We start from the raw sequence: 20,554 nt of genomic DNA on the forward strand, positions 1-20,554 counted from the left end.
GAATTAAAAGAAAAACACACGAGATTTTTCTATCTATCGTGTGTTTTTCTTTTTCGTATCAACATCAAATCAAAACGTAAAAGCTTATCTGTTTTTTCGTTTAGTACTCTTATTTTTAGGGACATTATCGTAGAATTTTCTTTTCTTTTTCGCCTTGTTACCCTGACCGCCACCCGTTTCTGACTTCTGATTGCGGTCTTGAGTACGGTCGCCTTGCTGTTTATTGCGCCGTGGTTTTTTTGTATCACTGCCCGTACTGAAAACCCTTGGCGTCTCAACACGTTCCCGGCGTGTTCCTTTCATGCCGACAATTTCAAAATCGATGGAACGTTCATCTTTATTTACCTTAACCACCCGAACGGTAATCTCATCACCAATTCGGAATACGTTCCCTGTCCGCTCGCCAATCATCGCAAAATGACGCTCGTCAAAGCGATAATAATCATCCGTCATATAGCTGACATGAACAAGGCCTTCAATTGTATTTGGCAGCTCGACAAACATTCCGAAATTCGTTACAGAGCTGATAATACCGTCATATTCAACGCCGATTTTGTCCTCCATATACTCCGCTTTCTTCAATTCATCGGTTTCCCGCTCGGCATCAACAGCACGGCGCTCCATTTTTGAAGAATGATCGGCAATCTCTGGCAAGCGCGCATTCCATTTTTCCTGTGTTGTCGAATCCAGCTTTCCTTCGATTAAATAGGTACGGATTAAGCGATGAACGATCGTATCCGGATAGCGACGGATTGGAGAAGTGAAATGAGTGTAGAACTCGGTTGATAATCCGAAATGACCAAGGCTTTCCGGATCATACTTTGCCTGTTGCATTGACCGCAGCATGACAGTGGAAATCACCATTTCCTCCGGCTTCCCTTGCACTTCTTCAATAATTTCTTGAAGGGCCCTTGGATGCACATCATTTGCAGTACCTTTTACAATATAGCCAAAGTTTGTAATGAACTCAAAAAATCTCCGCAGCTTATCTTCTTTTGGATCTTCGTGAATACGGTAGATAAAAGGAACTTCCATCCAGTGAAAATGCTCAGCTACAGTTTCGTTAGCTGCAAGCATAAACTCTTCGATTAATCTTTCGGCTACAGACCGCTCGCGAAGAACGACATCGATCGGCTTACTTTCCTCATCAACGAGCACCTTTGATTCTTTAAAATCAAAGTCGATTGCACCACGCTTCATCCGTTTGTTTCTTAGGATGGCAGCCAATTCTTCCATCATTTCAAACATTGGCACAAGCGGTTCGTACCGGGCACGGGTTTCTTCATCATGTTCAGCTAAAATGAGATTCACATCATGATAGGTCATCCGCTCTGTTGTCTTTATGACTGATTGAAAAATTTCATGCGAAACAACGGCGCCCTCTGAAGTTATTTCCATTTCGCAGGATAAAACGAGCCTGTCAACTTTTGGATTTAATGAGCAAATTCCATTTGATAAACGATGCGGAATCATCGGGATCACACGGTCAACTAAATAGACACTGGTAGCCCTTTCCTCCGCTTCAAGGTCAATCGGCGTTCCTTCTTTTACATAATAGCTGACATCCGCAATATGGACACCGAGCTTATAATTGCCATTTTCAAGCTTTGTAACAGTTACCGCATCATCAAGGTCCTTGGCATCGGCGCCGTCAATCGTAACAATCGTTTCATTCCTTAGATCGCGGCGATTGGCCAATTCACTTTCATCAATGGTGTCAGGCACCTCGTTTGCCTGTTTTAACACTTCATCCGGAAAGGACATTGGTAACCCGTGCTTATGTATGACTGAAAGAATGTCCACGCCCGGATCGTTTTTGTGGCCAAGGATGGTGATCACTTCGCCCTCAGCACTTTTCCGTCCTTCTGGATAGGTGATTAGCTTAACAACCACTTTATGGCCTTCGACTGCTCCTTTTGAGGCCGCTTTTGGTATAAAAATATCACTAGCAAACTTTTTATCATCTGGAATTACAAAGCCAAAGCTTTTGCTTTCCACATAGGTTCCGACAATTTGCTGTACTCCGCGTTCAATGATGCGGATAATACTTCCTTCCCGGCGTTGCCCCGTGCTTTCAGAGGAGACACGAGCTAAGACTATATCCCCGTGCATCGCGGTGTTTGTTTCATTTGGCGGAATGAAAATATCATCCATTCCAGGTTCATCTGGCGCGACAAAGGCAAACCCTTTGGCATGACCGATCAGCTTTCCGCGAATTAAATTCATTTTCTCCGGAAGTCCGTAACGGTTACTGCGCGTTCTGACCACTAGGCCCTTTTCTTCCATTTGGACCAGTGCTTTTACAAATTCCTTAAAGTCACTTGAGTCCTGGATACCAAAGGCTGTTTCTAGTTCTTGAACGGTTAATGGCTTGTACGCCTCATCCTTCATGTATTGTAATACCTTGTCTATATGCTTTTGTATATTATCTTCCAAACTAATCCTCCTTTGTAGTTTCCGAGTTAATCGCGCCAGTCTAGCTTTTCTAAAAAGCTATAAACATCCTCATGTAATTGCTCCCGCTCCTTGTCGAGTGTGATGACGTGACCAGATTCTTCGTACCATTTTATTTCTTTCATGACTGATTCAATTTCATTATAAATAATGTTTGCACTCTCAGTGTTAATCATTTTGTCATGACGTGCCTGAACGACAAATGTGGGTGCATAAATCATATCCACATTTTCACGCACATCGGCGATCATTTCCTGTAAGGCCTTTAATGTTTTCATTGGTGTTTTCTTAAACTCATTCATTTCCATTTCGATTTGCTCGTTTGATTTTCCTTCACGATTTTTAAATTCACGAGCATATTCAAGAATTCCTTCGTACATGACCTCTTCACTTTTTATATACATCGGCGCACACATCGGTATAATCGCTTTTATAGGTACAGTGTATCCCAATTTCAAGGAAAATACGCCACCAAGTGATAATCCAGCCACGGCAATTTCGGAGTGACCTTTATTTTTCAAAAATTCATAGCCATTGAGGACATCCTGCCACCAATCTTCTGGCCCCGTATGAACGAGCTCTTCGGGCGGTACTCCGTGGCCTTTGTAGTGCGGGGCATGACAGGTATAGCCTTTTTTCTCTAAAAAACGCCCCAGCATCCGGACATCCGCTGAGTTTCCGGTAAATCCATGTAAAAGAAGTACAGCCCTTTTTCCTCCTTCGAATGTAAATGGCTTCGGTATAGTTACTTTCATGATAAAAAACTCCCTTAATTTCAATTCACTTAGTTTAGTTTTAGCAAAGCAATGGTGAACATTCCAGAAATATGGCTCACGCTTCTGATAATAATTTTTCAACAAACAAAAAACCCGGTCACTCGGACCAGGTTTGTGTGTAAATGATTAAATTTTAAAGTAAGTCACTGCAATAGCAAGCAAGATAAACAAGATTGCTAGGACAACCGTAATACGATGTAAAATCAAATCAAGTCCGCGTGCTTTTTGTTTACCAAATAAAGATTCTGCACCACCAGAAATGGCACCAGATAATCCAGCACTTTTACCAGATTGAAGTAAAACAACACCAATAAGTCCAATGCTGACGATTACTAATAAGATTACTAAAAATGTATGCATAAAGGCCACCTCCTGTTAGTCGCACAATTCACAGTATATTAAATTTATCATATTTTACCGCTTAAGACAATAGTCCCATTGTAACATTCGAAGCCTATGAAATAAAAAAGACACACATCAGAAAATGTGCGCCTTCTTTGATAATAAAATTATTTGCTTAAGTTGTAGAAAGTTTTCTTACCTAAGTATTGAGCTGTTTCACCTAATTGGTCTTCGATGCGAAGCAATTGGTTGTACTTTGCTACACGGTCTGTACGAGATGGTGCACCAGTTTTGATTTGACCAGCGTTAGTTGCAACTGCAATATCAGCAATGGTGTTGTCTTCTGTTTCACCAGAGCGGTGAGAGATGACTGCAGTGTAACCAGCGCGTTTTGCCATTTCAATGGCATCAAATGTTTCAGTAAGCGTACCGATTTGGTTCACTTTGATAAGGATTGAGTTACCAATTCCTTTTTCAATACCTTCAGCAAGTTTACGAGTATTGGTAACGAACAAATCATCACCCACTAATTGAACTTTTTTGCCCAGGCGTTCTGTTAAAAGCTTGTGGCCTTCCCAGTCATTTTCATCTAAACCGTCTTCGATTGACACGATTGGGTATTTAGAAGAAAGTTCTTCGTACCAGTCAACCATTTCTGCAGAAGTCTTCACAACGCCTTCACCAGCAAGATGGTATTTTCCGTCTTCTTTGTTGTAGAACTCAGAAGATGCAGCATCCATTGCAAGCATAACTTCTTCACCTGGCTTGTAACCAGCTTTTTCGATTGCTTCAACAATCGTTTGTAGTGCTTCTTCGTTTGATCCAAGGTTTGGAGCAAAACCACCTTCATCACCAACTGCAGTGTTAAGGCCTTTGCCTTTAAGAACTGATTTTAAAGTATGGAAAATTTCCGCACCCATACGAAGCGCTTCTTTGAAGCTTGGAGCGCCAACAGGCATAATCATGAATTCTTGAATATCAACGTTGTTATCCGCATGTTCCCCGCCGTTAACGATGTTCATCATTGGAACTGGAAGTTGCTTAGAGTTGAAACCGCCAAGGTATTGGTATAAAGGAATATCTAAGTAGTTTGCTGCTGCATGAGCAACCGCCATTGATACGCCTAGGATTGCGTTAGCACCTAGTTTTCCTTTGTTATCTGTTCCATCAAGTTCGATTAAAGCTTGGTCAACAGACACTTGATCTAAAACGCTGAATTCTTCACCAACAAGATGTGGTGCGATAATTTCGTTTACGTTGTCGACAGCTTTTTGAACACCTTTTCCAAGGTAACGTTCTTTGTCACCGTCACGTAGTTCAACTGCTTCATATTCACCAGTAGAAGCACCACTTGGAACCATAGCGCGGCCAAAGGCACCTGATTCTGTAAAAACTTCAACTTCAACAGTAGGGTTACCGCGTGAATCTAATACTTCGCGAGCATATACGTCTGCAATAAATGGCATGTAAAATCTCTCCTTAATAATTAGGTTATTTTAATAATGATGTACCAGTCATTTCAGCTGGCTTTTCAACACCCAATAAGTCTAACATAGTTGGCGCTAAATCCCCAAGGATTCCTCCTTCACGGAGTTGAATTCCTTGTTTTGTCACAATTACCGGCACTGGGTTCGTTGTATGTGCCGTCATTGGTTCGCCTTCTAGTGTAATTACTTCATCGGCATTTCCATGGTCAGCGGTAATAATGGCAGAACCGCCTTTTTCTAAAATTAAATCAACGATTTTTCCTAAGCATTCATCGACTGTCTCAATCGCTTTAATGGTAGGCTCAAGCATACCTGAATGCCCGACCATATCAGGGTTCGCGAAATTCAGTAAAATCGCATCAAATTTATCTGCTTGAATTTCTTTTAAAAGTGCATCCGTTACTTCGTAAGCACTCATTTCAGGCTGAAGATCATACGTTGCCACTTTGGGAGAGTTGATTAAGATTCGCTCTTCGCCAGGGAACTTTTCTTCACGGCCGCCGCTCATAAAGAATGTGACATGTGGATATTTTTCTGTTTCTGCAATTCTTAATTGCTTCAAATTGTTTTGGGATAAGACTTCACCAATAGTGTTATCTAAGTTCGTTGGTTTAAAAGCAACATATCCATCAACCGATTCGCTGAAATGAGTTAAGCAGACGAAGAACAAATCCTTCGGATGCTTTGGCCCGCGGTCAAAGGAACGGAAATCATCGTTCGTAAATGTATTCGAAATCTGAATGGCACGGTCAGGACGGAAGTTATAGAAAATGACTGCATCATTGTCCTGAATTGTGGCAACAGGCTGCCCATCTTCTTTTGTAATAACAGATGGGATTACGAATTCATCGAAGATTCCATGAGAATAAGAATCTTCCACAACATCTAAAGGATTGGTGTAGGTTGGGCCGTCTCCATAGACCATCGAACGGTACGATTTTTCAACGCGCTCCCACCGCTTATCACGGTCCATCGAGTAGTATCTCCCTGAAATCGTTGCAAATTCACCTACACCGTATTCCTTCATTTTGTCCAATGTTTCTTGGATGTATTTCGTCGCTGTTTTCGGACCAACATCACGGCCGTCAAGGAAGGCATGTACATAGACCTTTTCCACGCCTTCTTCTTTTGCCAGCTTTAGTAAGGCAAACATATGTTGAATATGGCTGTGAACACCGCCATCTGACAATAAACCGAATAAATGAAGGGCTGTGCCATTTTTCTTGACGTGCTCCATTGCACCTGTAAAGGTTTCATTTTTTTCAAATTCACCTTCACGAATCGCAATGTTTACGCGAGTTAAACTTTGGTACACGATACGTCCTGCACCAATGTTTAAGTGACCTACTTCAGAGTTACCCATTTGTCCTTCAGGAAGACCCACTGCCTCCCCAGACGCTGTTAAATGGGAATGTGGATACTCGCTCCAAAAACGGTCAAAATTAGGTTTTTTTGACTGGGCAACCGCATTCCCTTTTGTTTCGCCCCTGCATCCAAAACCATCAAGGATGATTAGAGCAACGGGAGATTTACTCATAGCTGCCTGCCTCCAGTAGTTGTAAAAAGGATTGTGCTTCAAGGCTTGCTCCGCCTACTAATGCACCATCAATATCTGGTTGTGCCATGTATTCTTTAATATTTTCTGGTTTCACACTGCCCCCATACTGAATTCTTACCGCATCGGCAACGTCTTGCGAGAATTGCCCGGCAACAACTTGACGGATATGTGCACATACTTCGTTCGCATCAGCAGAAGTAGAAGATTTACCTGTACCAATCGCCCAAATTGGCTCATAAGCGATGACGGTTTGTTTTACTTGTTCAGCTGATAGACCTTGAAGGGCTTTTGCCACTTGATCGCCAACTAATTGATTGGTTTCTCCATTTTCACGCTGTTCTAATGTTTCACCGCAGCATACGATTGGAGTTAAGTTGTATTTAAAGGCTGCTAGAGCTTTTTTGTTCACTGTTTCATCTGTTTCATTGAACATTTCACGGCGTTCTGAGTGTCCGATGATTACATATTGAACGGCAAGGTCAGCAAGTGCTTTTGGGCTGATTTCGCCCGTAAAGGCTCCGCTTTCTTCAAAGTGCATGTTTTGAGCACCGATTTTGACATTCGTTCCTTCAGTTCCTTCGACAAGGCTTTGTAAAAATAATGCTGGTGCACAGATTACAGAGTCCATTTTTTCTGGGGCAGGTACTAGTCCTTTTACTTCTTCTGCAAAGCTTTTTGCTTCAGAAAGTGTTTTGTTCATTTTCCAGTTTCCTGCAATAATTGGTTTACGCATACTGGCACATCCTTTCAAAATTAAAGCGCAAGCGTCCGTGGACGCTGGAGCTAGATAGCTTTCTAAGTTCAAAAAAACTTTACTTTCTATTCTTTCAAAAGTAAATTATTTATCGTTCAATGCAACTACTCCTGGGAGTGCTTTGCCTTCCATGAATTCAAGGGAGGCGCCGCCTCCTGTGGAAATGTGGCTCATTTTATCTGCTAAATTGAATTTTTCAACGGCTGCTGCAGAGTCTCCGCCGCCAATGACTGAATATGTACCTTCTGCTTCAGCAAGTGCTTCTGCAACTGCTTTTGTTCCGCCGGCAAATTTATCAATTTCAAATACGCCCATTGGTCCATTCCAAATCACTAGTTTTGATTTTTGAATAACGTCACGGTAGATTTCAGCTGTTTTCGGTCCAATATCAAGTGCTTCCCAATCGGACGGAATTTCTTCAATTGCAACTACTTTGGTATTAGCATCAGCAGAGAAATCATCAGCAACCACAGCGTCTACAGGCATATAGAAATTAACACCCTTTGCCTTGGCTTTTTCAATAAATGATTTTGCTAAATCAATTTTGTCAGCTTCAAGCAATGATTTTCCAACTTCGTGGCCTTGTGCTTTCACGAAAGTATAAGCAAGTCCGCCGCCAATAATTAAGTTATCAACTAATTCTAGTAGATTTTCAATAACACCAATCTTGTCCTTAACCTTCGCTCCACCGATAATCGCTGTAAACGGGCGTTCTGGATTAGAAAGTGCCTTACCAAGTACATCTAATTCTTTTTCCATTAATAGTCCGGAAACCGCTGGTAAAAGATGCGCAATTCCTTCAGTTGATGCATGAGCACGGTGCGCAGCACCAAAGGCATCATTTACATAAACATCTGCTAATTCAGCAAAAGATTTGGCCAACTCTGGATCGTTCTTTTCTTCGCCAGGATAGAAACGGACATTTTCAAGAAGCAGAACATCGCCTTCGGTCATCGTTTCAATCAATTCTTTCACAGAATCACCATACGCTTCATCTGCCTTCTTCACTTCTTTACCAAGCAGTTCAGATAGTCTGACACCAACTGGAGTTAAGCGCATTTCTTCGACTACTTTTCCTTTTGGACGGCCGAAGTGGCTCGCTAGAATAACTTTAGCGCCTTGATCAACTAAGTATTGAATCGTTGGAAGTGCTGCACGAATCCGCGTTTCATCGGTAATTTTTCCATCCTGCATTGGAACATTAAAATCCACCCGGCAAAATACGCGTTTCCCTTTTACATCGACATCTTTAAGCGTTTTCTTATTCATAAGGACCTCCTAGAGTATTGAAAATTCAGCATATAAGCAGTAAAAAGGGGAGGGGGGCATATACTCCCCGCTCCCCTTTGGAAAACCTTTGTATGATTAACTTCTTATGATTGAAAAACAATCAAAAGTCCGTTCCGATATATTAAAGTCCTTTTTGAGCAAGGTAGTCACAAAGGTCAACAACGCGGTTAGAGTAACCAACTTCGTTATCGTACCAAGATAATACCTTAACCATGTTGCCTTCAAGAATCATTGTTGATAATGCATCGATTGTTGAAGATACAGGAGCTCCGTTGTAATCAGTAGAAACTAATGGAAGATCGCTGTATGCTAGAATTCCTTTTAATGGACCTTCAGCTGCTGCTTTTAATGCAGAGTTCACTTCATCAGCGGTTACATCTCTTTCTAATTCTGCAACTAGGTCAACTACAGAAACGTTCGGAGTTGGAACGCGGATAGCCATACCGTTTAATTTACCTTTAAGTTCAGGTAAAACAAGGGAAACAGCTTTTGCTGCACCAGTTGAAGTAGGAATCATGTTCTCAGCTGCTGCACGTGCACGACGGTAGTCCTTATGTGGCAAATCAAGGATTTGTTGGTCATTTGTGTAAGAGTGAATAGTTGTCATCATACCGCGTTTGATTCCAAAAGTATCATTTAATACTTTTGCAAACGGAGCAAGACAGTTTGTAGTACAAGAAGCATTAGAAATAACATGGTGGTTGTTAGCATCATATTGGTCTTCGTTAACACCCATTACGATAGTGATATCTTCGTTAGATGCTGGTGCAGAGATGATAACTTTTTTCGCACCTGCTTCAAGATGTTTCGCTGCATCTTCACGCTTTGTGAAACGGCCAGTTGATTCAACTACTACGTCTACACCAAGACCGCCCCAGCCTAATTGTGCAGGATCGCGTTCTGCAAGAACTTTCACTTTGTGTCCGCCAACTACTAAGTATTCACCATCAACAGTTACGTCTTCTGCAAGAGTTCCGTGAACAGTGTCATATTTTAAAAGATGTGCAAGCATGTTTGCATCAGTTAAATCATTAATCGCAACGATCTCAACATTGCTATTGTTTAATGCCGCACGAAATACGTTACGACCGATACGTCCAAATCCGTTAATACCAACTTTTACTGACATAATAAATTTCCTCCTTTAATTGGGTAAGGATGTTTTTTATTTTAAAAAGGATTTACCCTTTTAATAACTTTCTTGCTGCACCCTCATCTGTGATTAAGATGGTTGATTCCGGTGCTTGTTTTAAGTATGCTTTTATGGCCTTTGCCTTCGAGCCCCCGCCGGCCACAGCGATGACATTCGGAATATGGACTAAATCTTCTAACTGCAGACCAATCGTTAATACCTTATGAACGATTTCACCTTGTTCGTTAAAATAATAGCCAAATGCTTCACCCACAGCTTGTTGATTTTCTAGCTTTTGCAAAACTCCCGGATTCGTTTTGCGCCGCTCAGCCATTGTGATAGCATCTCCAATCCCATGAAGAACCATGCTTGCTGATTTAATTAGTTTTAAAACGTCATGAATGTCAGGTTCTTTGATGAGTGATTCATAAATTTCGGTACTAACCTGGTCCGGCACATAAAACACTCGATGTTTCGTATGGGTGTTTTTTGACATAATCGAGCAAATTGTGTTTGCTTGATTTTGAACATCCTCACCTACTCCGCCTCTTGCTGGGACAAATAGTAGTTCTTTCTGGGTATGCTCGGGTGCAAGTCTTTCTGCGACAGCTGCCATCGTTGAACCGCCAGTTACAGCAATGATATTTTTTCCGCTGAGCAACTTTTTCATGCACACTGCACATGCCTTGCCAAGTTCACCTTTTACCATTGGCGATTCATCACTATCGCCTGGCACAATGATCACTTTCTTAATACCGAGTCGGTGCTTTAATTCCAACTCCATCACATCAATACCTTTTAATTCACGCATAAATCCTTCTAAGTCTTCTAGCAAATTTTTCCCTTCAGGCGTTAAACTCATTCCCACATTATTAGTGTAAATTAAATTTTGCTCCCTTAGGAATTCTACTTCGCCTCGAAGGACTCTTTCCGTATATCCAAGGCTAACCGCTAAACTCCTTCTCCCTACCGGCTGCATAAAACCTATATCCCTTAGGATAGAATATCTCTTCTGAAGGACTTGAAGGAGATCGGGTAATAGTCTTTTCTGGATATCGATTAATGACTGCATGAATCTCATGCTCCTTTATTATATGTAGTTGGTCTTAAAATGTCCACCATAGACATATTATGTCCCGCTACATCCAAAAAAAATAACCCCTGCTACGTTTTTTATTGTAACAGGAGTGAAAACCTATTTCAACTGTTAAGATTGGCTTTTTTTTCATGCAAACGGTTACTTATGTCAAATTTGTTAATGACACCAAAACCTGCTTCTACTCCATCAATATGAACGACAGGAATCATTAAACCGTATTGTTCGGTCAATTCATCACTGGATTCAATATTAATTTCTTCTAAAGTGAAATCCCATTCTTTGCTGAGTTCGTGCAGTGTTGACTTAGCTTTGTCACAAAGCGGGCAGCTTTTCCTTGTGTAAAACGTGATTATTGTTTGCTCCATCATTTGGTTTCCTTTCAATCAAACCTTTTTCTTTTTGCAGAAGAAGGTATGCCCATTTGATCCCGGTACTTAGCGACGGTTCTTCGTGAAACTACCATACCTTCCTCTGTTTTTAATTGTTCCACAATATCTTGATCCGAAAGAGGCTTTTGTTTATTCTCATTTTCTATTAACGTGGAGATTTTCTTCTTTACTTGTGTGGATGAGGTATTTTCATCGTCCGACACGGTTTGAATCGTACTTGTGAAAAATGATTTTAGCGGAAAGGTCCCGTATGGTGTTTGCACATATTTTTCTCGAACCGCTCGACTAACGGTAGATTCATGGATATCCAATTCTCCAGCAATTTCCTTCATCGTCATCGGTACTAAATTGTTTGAACCTTTTTGAAAAAATGTTTCCTGCTTTTCAATTATTTTTGCAATTACCTTAGTTAGTGTCTCTTTCCGCTGCTCAATACTTTTTTGAATCCAATTATAATCTTGCAGTTTATCCTGCAGGAAGCGGCTTACCTGTTGGTCCTGGTCCTTGAATTTATGATAATACTGCTCATTTAGGCTAATCCTTGGCAGCGATTCATCCGACATCCTGACAGTTAGACCCTCGCCCGATTGCTCAACGATGGCATCTGGAATAATATATGTGGTGGTTTCTTTTCCTAGACTGGTTCCCGGCTTTGGGTTCAAGGATTGAATTTGGTCGAAAATATCTTGGATCTCTTTAAGGGTCACCTTTAGTTCTTTTGCGATAGGCTTCCACTTTTTTTCGGCGAACGGAATAAAATACTCAGAGACAATCTTTTGAGCTAATTCATTATTTGGGTCTAGATAATAGATTTGCATCAATAGGCACTCTTGCAGGTTTCTTGCACCAATCCCCGCAGGCTCGAGTGTTTGAATGATGGCCAAGCATTCCTCGACGACATCTTCCATTACTCTTAGCTTTTGGGCGATTTCGTTAAGGTTGCCTGTAAAGTAACCGTTTTCATCAAGATTCTGAATCAGATGTCGAATTACAGTTAATTGTTCCGCTGATAAGTTCGTTATTTTCAATTGTGATAATAGATACTCTTCAAGTGAGAAGGGTTTATCGGCAATTTGCTCAATCCAATCCTTTTCCACCTTTTGGTTTTTCCGGCGATTTCGGTCAATGAGTGGATTCATTGGTTTAATATTGCTATGTTCAACCTGCAACAGGGGATTTTCAAGTGCCTTATCGTCTAAGAAAGCAGTTAACTCTTGGGCAGAGTACTGCAACAATGCAATGGCCTGAGATAGCTCCTGTGTCATTGCCAATTTTAATGTCTGCTGTTGCCATAAACCAGCCTTTAAGTTCATTCGTATCCCCCCTGTTTTCTATTTTACACGATAGAGGGAGTTTCGGGAATGAAAAATGATAAACTAGGAAATTTGGTAAACTGAATTTATCCAATAAAAAGCCCCCTGTTTACAATAAACAGGGGGCTTTGGTTATGCGCTCGGCAGGAATCGAACCTGCATTTCAAGCTTCGGAGGCTTGCGTGCTATCCGTTGCACCACGAGCGCTAAATTGTAACGACTTACATATTATATGCCAGTTTCCCGTACTTTGCAAGTAAAGATTCAGTTTAAAATTCTTAAAAATGGATAAGATGGATTAGGGAAAGTTGTCGAACAATTTTATAGTCATATTGTTTGACCTTTATTGACCATCAGTGTATGATAACAATACATATTACTATTACCTTTACAATCAAAGGAGGAAGAAAAATGAATTTGATCCCTACTGTTATTGAACAAACAAACCGGGGCGAGCGTGCCTATGACATTTACTCCCGTTTGTTAAAAGACCGGATTATTATGCTGGGAAGCGCCATCGATGACCATGTAGCTAACAGCATTGTAGCACAATTATTATTCCTAGAAGCGGATAATCCTGAAAAAGATATTTCTTTATATATCAACAGCCCAGGCGGCAGCATCACAGCTGGTATGGCGATTTATGATACGATGCAATTCATCAAACCAAAAGTTCAAACAATTTGTATTGGGATGGCAGCATCCATGGGTGCATTCTTACTTGCAGCTGGTGAAAAAGGAAAGCGTTATGCCCTTCCAAATGCGGAGGTTATGATTCACCAACCACTAGGCGGTGCTCAAGGACAAGCAACTGAAATCGAGATTGCTGCGAAACGAATCCTATTCCTTCGTGAAAAATTGAATGGAATTTTATCCGAACGGACTGGCCAGCCTCTTGAAGTAATCGCCAAAGATACAGACCGCGACAACTTCATGACCGCTGAACGCGCAAAAGAATATGGTTTAATCGACCATATCATTACACGTAACCTAATTGATGATGAGAAGAACAATAAATAAGTAACATGTAAGCAATCGGTATCGACCGGTTGCTTTTTATTCTCCCAAAAAATAAATAGGCCGGTTCCATATGGAGCCGGCAGCAAATATATTACTGTTCTTTTTGAATAAAATCAGCCAATGCTTCAATCGCAGATGCTTCATCCTCTCCATCTGCCACAATATCAATCATGACACCAGAGCCAACTGCAAGGCTCATTAAGCCCATAATGCTTTTCGCATTGACTTTCTTTCCATCTTTCTCAAGAAAAATATCCGCAGAAAACCGATTTGCTTCTTGGACAAAAAGAGCTGCTGGGCGTGCTTGAAGACCTGTTTTTAATTTTACTTCTACTTGTTTGACTAACATTACAATTCCTCCTCATGTTTATTGTTTATCGTCTATATTTCTTGGAGCTTGTTCACAAAATTTACTACGAGCACATGTTATGGCTTTCACATGATTACCTATTCAAGAATTTCTATTCTTTTACCATCATATCCCCTGAACGAAGCCTTTCAGCAATTGCATCAATTTTTCTCAAACGATGATTTATTCCAGATTTACTGATTGCACCACCAGAAACCATTTCACCCAATTCCTTAAGGGTCACATCGGTATAGTTTAAGCGGAGCTCTGCAATTTCTCTTAATTTCTCAGGTAAAATTTGCAGACCGACCGTTTGATTGATGTAGCGGATATTCTCGACCTGCCGAATCGACGCACCAATTGTTTTATTAAGATTGGCTGTCTCACAGTTTACAAGTCGATTGACTGAATTGCGCATATCACGAACAATCCGAACATCCTCGAAGCGAAGAAGGGCGTTATGGGCACCAACAATATTTAAAAACTCGGTTATTTTCTCTGCTTCTTTTAAGTAGGTAATGTAACCTTTCTTGCGTTCAAGTGTTTTGCTATTTAGCCCAAATGTATTCATTAATTCGCATAAAGAATCATTGTGTTCTTTATAGAGCGAAGCAATTTCTAAATGATAAGAAGATGTTTCTGGATTATTGACGGATCCGCCAGCTAAAAATGCACCACGAAGATAAGAACGCTTACAACATTTCTTCTTTACAAGTTCTGGTGAAATATCATGAATGATCGTAAAACCTTCACCGATAATTTTGGTATCCTCGAGAATTTCCTTTGCTTGCTGGGATAAACGGACAATATAGACATTGTTTTTTTTCAAACGCATCTTTTTCCGAACAAGCAGCTCAACTTGGACATCATAACTCTTTTTTATTAATGTATATATTCTTCTGGCAATCGCAGCATTTTCGGTTTGAATATCCACAACTAACTTACGATTTGAGAATGAAAGGGAACCATTCATCCGAATGAGAGCAGATAGCTCTGCTTGAATGCAGCACGTTTTCACTTCTAAGTTAGTTAATTCTTTTTTCGTTTCCGAAGCGAAAGACATCCCTTTCCCCTCCATACTAAAAACACACTATTCTCATGCGTTTTTTAATAAGTACTATTATTACGTTTCATAACGCTTTTTGGTTTCAACTAAAAGCAAATTATATAATATTTTTGCCACTTTTTTCGGGTCATGACGTAATGCGCCATTTTCTTGATAGGCAATATCGGCATGAACCACTTCAAGCCCTAATTCAAACAGGCGCGGCAAATCGTAAACAACAGGATCGGCCAACTCTTCATTATAACGGAGCTGGATGTCCTGTGGAATTTCTTCATTGTTCACAAGGATGGTATTGATAAACGCACAGCTCATATGATCATACAAGGCCTTTACATGGTCGCTTGCTGAAAAACCATGTGTTTCCCCCGCCTGGGTCATTAAATTACAGATATAAACCTTTTTGGCGTGAGAACGGCACAGCTCATCCCCGATTTTTGGAACCAGCAAATTAGGCAGTATGCTCGTATATAAACTCCCTGGCCCAATGATAATTAAATCGGCTTGACGAATCGCTTGAATGGTCTCTGGTAAAGGACGAATATTCTCCGGCGTCATAAATACCTTTTTAATTCTTTTACCTGAATAGGGAATTTTCGATTCCCCTGAGACAATCGTTCCGTCTTCCATCTCAGCATGGAGGACAACACTTTGATTGGCTGCAGGCAGGACTTTGCCGTGAACATTTAAAATTTTACTCATTTCCTGAATGGCATGAACAAAATTACCCGTAATTGATGTCATCGCCGCTAGGATTAAATTACCAAGCGAATGTCCGGAAAGTTCATTCGATGTTTTAAATCGATGTTGAAACATTTCCTCTACGAGCGGTTCCACATCCGATAATGATGCTAACACATTGCGGATGTCGCCAGGAGGAGGAATATGCAAGTCCTCACGCAAACGTCCTGAGCTGCCGCCGTCATCTGCGACAGTCACAATGGCGGTAATATCGACAGGATACTGTTTTAATCCACGCAATAAAACTGGCAATCCTGTTCCTCCGCCAATGACGACAATTCGTGGCTGTCCGTAAATGCTCATGTAGTTTTTTCCTTTCTCCTCTCAATGTCACGATGAGAAATACATGTCTTGTAGTCCTTTTTGAAAAATTCACCAAGATACTCAGCTAGTGTTACCGAACGATGCTGACCACCTGTACAGCCAATTGCAATGACTAGCTGCGCTTTCCCTTCCCGCTTATAATGCGGAAGCATGAAGGAGAGCAGGTCGGTTACTTTTTCTAAGAACTTATGCGTCTCATTCCATTTTAATACATAGCCGGAGACATCTTCATCTAACCCCGTTTTAGGTCTCATATGCTCGATATAATGGGGATTAGGCAAGAAGCGCACATCAAACACTAGATCCGCATCAATGGGAATTCCATACTTAAAGCCGAATGACATGACATTGACAGTGAAGATTGATTGTTTATTCGCGGTAAATTCCGTTAATATTTTCTCACGAAGTTCCCTCGGTTTCATCTGGGAAGTATTGTAAATCACCTGAGCCCTGCCTTTTAGTTCTTCAAGAAGCTCGCGCTCAAGCGTGATTCCTTCTAACGGCAGACCTGTCTGTGCGAGTGGATGTGACCGCCTTGTTTCCTTATATCTGCGCACTAATGTGGAATCATCTGCATCTAAAAATAAGATCCTCGGAGCTACCCAGGATGTTTCTGCCAGCTCATCTAATGCTTTAAAGAGATGATCAAAGAATTCTCTGCCCCGCAGGTCCATCACGAGAGCAACTTTATTCATCTTATTCCCGGATTCCTTCATAAGTTCGAGGAATTTTGGAAGCAGCGTTGGAGGCAAATTATCAACACAGAAGAAGCCTAGGTCTTCAAAACTTTGAATAGCTACAGTTTTTCCTGCACCAGACATCCCTGTAATAATGACCATTTGTATGTCATTTACTGCACCGGTACTCATGATTTATTCCCCCTATAAATTAGCTTGGATCTAATCGGTAACTGATTAGTTGAAAGTCTTTTGTATAAGTAAAAGTACCGTAAATAATACCTTTTCCATGAATCATATAATCAAGAATATGATAATCACCAGCAGCCATTGGCAAATTTTTCAATTGGTCAATCATTTGCCATTCCAACTTCCCTTCCTCAGATTCGTCTAAGTCGACTCCATCCGAATCAGTTGCTACAAATGTAAACATCATCCATTCTGAAAGCAGCTGGTCATTTTCTTTCATAATCATTGTAAAAATCCCTTTTAATTGCGGATTTTTTAAATAGATTCCCGTTTCCTCACGGTATTCCCTAATACAGGAATCCCGCACAGATTCGCCTGGCTCCATTTTCCCGCCAGGAGCCACCCACCAGCCGCGGCGTGGTTTTTGCAGCAGCAATATTTTTTCGTCTCTAATCAATACACAATTGGTGACTCGTTGCACAGCATTCACCCTCTTTTACACAGCATCTGCCATTTAACAACTCTCCCTTGAAGCTTGGTCTTTTTTTATACAAGCTCTCTAGAGACATGGCTATATTTCCTACTATAACTTTGAATTCATTCTTATCATTATACTATTTTTAGGATACAGTCACAATGAATTCAAAGTTGATATTTCTGTTAATTATTTGTGCTTTGGAAAAATATAGAGGGATGAGCAGGTCTAGCTCAAAAAAATAGCACAGGCTACGGGCCTGTGCATGAAAGAAATATATTTTTAAAGGGGGTCAATTACTGTTTCTATCATACCGTAACTTTATTGCACTATTGTTACAGAAGAATTAAAACAGAGTTACGTTTTTGTAAATCCCCACTGCAATATTTCTTTTTAACTTTTTTGTTTCATTCCCTCTTTAAGTTCCTCAATATAATGCTGGGCGCTTTGGGCCGCAATACTGCCATCTCCAGTCGCTGTTACAATCTGGCGCAGTGTTTTTTCACGAATATCACCTGCAGCATAAATTCCCGGTACCCTTGTCTCCATCCGGTCATTCGTTTCAATGTATCCATTTTCATTTGTAATTCCAAGGCTTGCAAATGGTTTCGATAACGGTACCATTCCGATGTAAATGAAGACACCATCAGCCGGTAATACTTGCTCTTCGCCATTTTCGGTTGATACGAGTGTGACACTGCCTACTTTGCCCTCTTTATCATTAATGGACTTGATTGTGTGATTCCAAATAAAATCCACTTTCTCATTTGCAAAGGCACGATCTTGAAGAATTTTCTGAGCGCGTAATTCATTACGGCGATGGACGATGGTTACCTTGGAAGCAAAGCGGGTTAAGTACACACCCTCTTCAACAGCTGAATCCCCTCCGCCAATGACAAATAATTCTCTTCCTTTAAAGAAGGCTCCATCACAAACCGCACAATAGGATACACCGCGGCCGCCCAGTTCTTTTTCCCCTGGAACGCCAATTTTCTTATATTCTGCACCTGTTGTAATGATAACAGCGTAAGCTTTATATTGCTTTGAGCCTGCGACAACGATTTTATAGTCGCCATGGTCTTGGATTTCTTTGATATCACCATACGCGTATTCAGCACCAAATTTTTTCGCATGTTCGAACATTTTTGTTGATAAATCCGGCCCTAAAATACTTTCAAAACCTGGATAGTTTTCAACGTCCTCCGTATTGGCCATCTGTCCGCCCGGCATCCCGCGCTCAATCATTAATGTAGATAGGTTTGCTCTCGATGTATAAACAGCCGCAGTCATCCCCGCAGGGCCAGCACCGGCAATAATAACGTCATAAATTTTTTCTTCTGACATTTTGTGGTCACTCCTTAAAAAAAATACGATTAAGTAAGATTATTGTTCCCTTACTTAATCGTATATAACAAATGTTTTATCGTCCACCAATATGCTTAATTCAAATAGTTATTTACAATTTTCACATATTTACCAATGGTTGCGGAGGATATTCCATACCGATCGGCTACCTCTTGCTGGGAAACCTTTTCACTACGCAGTTTGTGCCAAATATACTCGACGGCGCCCGCCCAGGCACGTTTATTTTTCAATTGGAGCCTGTCTTTGGAAACCTCGACAAACACAGAAAACCACATCAAATATAAACCGGACTCTATGGTGCCAATTGGTTGAAAGGTTTCATAAAAGAGTTCGGCAACTTCCTGTGCATCGGACGTCTCAGAAGGTCTTCCCGAACGAATCAATGAAATATATTCCTTTTCCAAGGGCGTGAATTTTTGATTTTGAATCAGCCGTTTGGAGGTGATGATTTCCTCTTTTTTACTCGAAACAGTCGTGAGAAAAAGGGCAAATAAGCGCTCCTCTACATAGTCGCTGTCCAGTTTTTGAAAAATTGAACCGGAAAGGTCTTCAAAACCGTTAGCAGGTGCATTTTCCTTGTTCCATGGTTCGGAGCCTTCTTTATCAGGATTAAGATCCAGAACTTTTTTCCAAATATTTCTCGCAAACGTTTCATTGCCTGTGAAATAGGCAGAATAGGAAAGCCAATAGTAAAACGGACTATCACCATCAAAGCCGTGCTTATATAGTTTTTTCAGCCATAAATAGGCTAGGTCATATTCTCCTACTAAAGCAAATGATGCCCCAAGTTTGAATTGCTGTTCACTTAGCAGCGGTTGAATTTTCTTTAAGATGTCAATCATCCCGGCAACATCTCTCTCCTGGCCCTGATAATAGGCAAATACAAGCCTGTTACATAGGGCATGAAGATTACCCGGATTTCGCTCTAATACCTCATCTAAAATGGATTCCGCCTTTTTTGCCTTTCCTAAATAAAAATAGGCGAGCGCTAAGTTGTTATACGCAGACCAGTACTCTGGATAATCCTTGACTACATCTTTTAACAGTTCAATTGCTTTTGGAAAGTATCCTGACTCAAGCAGGTCACGAGCCTGTTCTTGTTTAACGATAAGGTCATCCTGCTGATACAGATCATCCTCAAGATCTTCTGCTTCCAATGTAAGTACATCTAGTAAATCCTCAGTGTCCTCGCTAAAGTCACCATCTGGGTCTAGCTGTAAATACAGTTTGGCGTGGTGATACGCATCTTTAAAAAATCCCATATGGGCATAATTATTGGCCAAAAAGTAATGGCATTCCACCATTTCTTGATCTAGTTCTTCAAGGATGAGGTGCAAGAGCCGGTTGGAATGTTCAAACTCGCCAAGTTCTGTTGACACAATCGCCAACTGGCATATAATCATCGGTTCACCCGGTTCAAGCTGCATCGCTCGCCCAAGATATTTTTTTGCCTTTATAAAATCACGGCGATGGTATGCCTTTAAACCCTTCGTGAAATAATATTCCCCCGTAGGAACAAATGTAAGTAATTTTCCCATATGCTTTCTTGCTTTCGCGTCTTTACCCATGAAGTCCTCCACATTTTTAACATAACTAATGTAGTATACCACACTAAGGAGTTGTTCGAGAAGGGCTAGTATTGGGGGGAATTTCGGTTTGGTTATGGGAGATATGGTGAAATGGAAGGATCTTTACAATTTTTGTTGAATTAATCTTACTTTTGTAAAATTGTTGGTGCGTTTTGTAAAATAAGTTCT

The 20,554-nt window shown here is 40.8% G+C and carries 19 protein-coding genes and 1 tRNA gene; 1 reads left to right on the forward strand and 19 read right to left on the reverse strand.

Annotated elements, in window-relative coordinates; all coding sequences use genetic code 11:
- Positions 1 to 84 precede the first annotated feature (84 nt).
- The 12 genes from rnr to FS608_RS19125 all read right to left on the reverse strand — a co-directional run bounded on the left by rnr (position 85) and on the right by FS608_RS19125 (position 12,801).
- Positions 85 to 2,436 (reverse strand): ribonuclease R, encoded by a 2,352-nt coding sequence (rnr, locus tag FS608_RS19070; RefSeq protein ID WP_144553974.1) that lies wholly within the window; start codon positions 2,434 to 2,436, stop codon positions 85 to 87.
- 26 nt (positions 2,437 to 2,462) lie between these two features.
- Positions 2,463 to 3,209, reverse strand: a complete 747-nt coding sequence (locus tag FS608_RS19075) for an alpha/beta hydrolase (RefSeq protein WP_144553976.1) — start codon at positions 3,207 to 3,209, stop codon at positions 2,463 to 2,465.
- Between the two features lie 147 nt (positions 3,210 to 3,356).
- Positions 3,357 to 3,590 (reverse strand): preprotein translocase subunit SecG, encoded by a 234-nt coding sequence (gene secG / locus FS608_RS19080; protein WP_026567803.1) that lies wholly within the window; start codon positions 3,588 to 3,590, stop codon positions 3,357 to 3,359.
- Positions 3,591 to 3,739: 149 nt separating this feature from the next.
- On the reverse strand, positions 3,740 to 5,038 hold the full coding sequence (gene eno / locus FS608_RS19085) for a phosphopyruvate hydratase (protein ID WP_144553979.1): 1,299 nt from the start codon (positions 5,036 to 5,038) through the stop codon (positions 3,740 to 3,742).
- Positions 5,039 to 5,063: 25 nt separating this feature from the next.
- On the reverse strand, positions 5,064 to 6,596 hold the full coding sequence (gene gpmI, locus FS608_RS19090; RefSeq protein ID WP_144553981.1) for a 2,3-bisphosphoglycerate-independent phosphoglycerate mutase: 1,533 nt from the start codon (positions 6,594 to 6,596) through the stop codon (positions 5,064 to 5,066).
- Positions 6,589 to 7,350 carry a triose-phosphate isomerase gene (tpiA, locus tag FS608_RS19095; protein ID WP_144553983.1) on the reverse strand — a complete coding sequence of 254 codons (762 nt, stop codon included), beginning with the start codon at positions 7,348 to 7,350 and terminating at the stop codon, positions 6,589 to 6,591. The genes gpmI and tpiA overlap by 8 nt, the downstream gene beginning before the upstream one ends.
- A gap of 105 nt (positions 7,351 to 7,455) precedes the next feature.
- Positions 7,456 to 8,640: a phosphoglycerate kinase gene (locus FS608_RS19100; protein ID WP_144553985.1), complete on the reverse strand. Its 1,185-nt coding sequence runs from the start codon at positions 8,638 to 8,640 to the stop codon at positions 7,456 to 7,458.
- A 142-nt stretch (positions 8,641 to 8,782) separates the two neighbouring features.
- On the reverse strand, positions 8,783 to 9,790 hold the full coding sequence (gene gap / locus FS608_RS19105) for a type I glyceraldehyde-3-phosphate dehydrogenase (RefSeq protein ID WP_098572327.1): 1,008 nt from the start codon (positions 9,788 to 9,790) through the stop codon (positions 8,783 to 8,785).
- A gap of 52 nt (positions 9,791 to 9,842) precedes the next feature.
- Positions 9,843 to 10,865, reverse strand: coding sequence for a sugar-binding transcriptional regulator (locus FS608_RS19110; RefSeq protein WP_144554221.1), 1,023 nt, complete (start codon positions 10,863 to 10,865; stop codon positions 9,843 to 9,845).
- 128 nt (positions 10,866 to 10,993) lie between these two features.
- Positions 10,994 to 11,257, reverse strand: coding sequence for a glutaredoxin family protein (locus FS608_RS19115; RefSeq protein ID WP_144553987.1), 264 nt, complete (start codon positions 11,255 to 11,257; stop codon positions 10,994 to 10,996).
- A gap of 14 nt (positions 11,258 to 11,271) precedes the next feature.
- On the reverse strand, positions 11,272 to 12,594 hold the full coding sequence (gene rpoN / locus FS608_RS19120) for an RNA polymerase factor sigma-54 (RefSeq protein WP_144553989.1): 1,323 nt from the start codon (positions 12,592 to 12,594) through the stop codon (positions 11,272 to 11,274).
- Between the two features lie 135 nt (positions 12,595 to 12,729).
- Positions 12,730 to 12,801, reverse strand: a tRNA-Arg gene (locus tag FS608_RS19125).
- A 204-nt stretch (positions 12,802 to 13,005) separates the two neighbouring features.
- Here FS608_RS19125 and clpP point away from each other — a divergent pair.
- Positions 13,006 to 13,614, forward strand: a complete 609-nt coding sequence (clpP, locus tag FS608_RS19130; protein ID WP_144553991.1) for an ATP-dependent Clp endopeptidase proteolytic subunit ClpP — start codon at positions 13,006 to 13,008, stop codon at positions 13,612 to 13,614.
- A gap of 91 nt (positions 13,615 to 13,705) precedes the next feature.
- Here the strand turns inward: clpP and FS608_RS19135 are convergent, their stop codons facing one another.
- The 7 genes from FS608_RS19135 to FS608_RS19165 form a co-directional block, all read right to left on the reverse strand.
- Positions 13,706 to 13,963 carry an HPr family phosphocarrier protein gene (locus FS608_RS19135; protein WP_144553993.1) on the reverse strand — a complete coding sequence of 86 codons (258 nt, stop codon included), beginning with the start codon at positions 13,961 to 13,963 and terminating at the stop codon, positions 13,706 to 13,708.
- Between the two features lie 112 nt (positions 13,964 to 14,075).
- A complete protein-coding gene (whiA, locus tag FS608_RS19140; protein WP_144553996.1) occupies positions 14,076 to 15,026 on the reverse strand; it encodes a DNA-binding protein WhiA in 951 nt (316 codons plus the stop codon).
- Positions 15,027 to 15,086: 60 nt separating this feature from the next.
- Positions 15,087 to 16,070 (reverse strand): gluconeogenesis factor YvcK family protein, encoded by a 984-nt coding sequence (locus tag FS608_RS19145; protein ID WP_026567791.1) that lies wholly within the window; start codon positions 16,068 to 16,070, stop codon positions 15,087 to 15,089.
- On the reverse strand, positions 16,067 to 16,960 hold the full coding sequence (gene rapZ / locus FS608_RS19150; RefSeq protein WP_144553998.1) for an RNase adapter RapZ: 894 nt from the start codon (positions 16,958 to 16,960) through the stop codon (positions 16,067 to 16,069). The genes FS608_RS19145 and rapZ overlap by 4 nt, the downstream gene beginning before the upstream one ends.
- A gap of 19 nt (positions 16,961 to 16,979) precedes the next feature.
- Positions 16,980 to 17,438 carry an 8-oxo-dGTP diphosphatase gene (locus FS608_RS19155; protein ID WP_144554225.1) on the reverse strand — a complete coding sequence of 153 codons (459 nt, stop codon included), beginning with the start codon at positions 17,436 to 17,438 and terminating at the stop codon, positions 16,980 to 16,982.
- Between the two features lie 387 nt (positions 17,439 to 17,825).
- The gene (gene trxB / locus FS608_RS19160) at positions 17,826 to 18,776 is read right to left on the reverse strand and encodes a thioredoxin-disulfide reductase (protein ID WP_144554000.1); all 951 of its coding nucleotides are present in this window, start codon (positions 18,774 to 18,776) and stop codon (positions 17,826 to 17,828) included.
- A gap of 95 nt (positions 18,777 to 18,871) precedes the next feature.
- Positions 18,872 to 20,365 carry a tetratricopeptide repeat protein gene (locus FS608_RS19165; RefSeq protein ID WP_144554002.1) on the reverse strand — a complete coding sequence of 498 codons (1,494 nt, stop codon included), beginning with the start codon at positions 20,363 to 20,365 and terminating at the stop codon, positions 18,872 to 18,874.
- Between the last annotated feature and the right edge of the window lie 189 nt (positions 20,366 to 20,554).

It is taken from the genome of Bacillus sp. X1(2014), assembly GCF_007678255.1.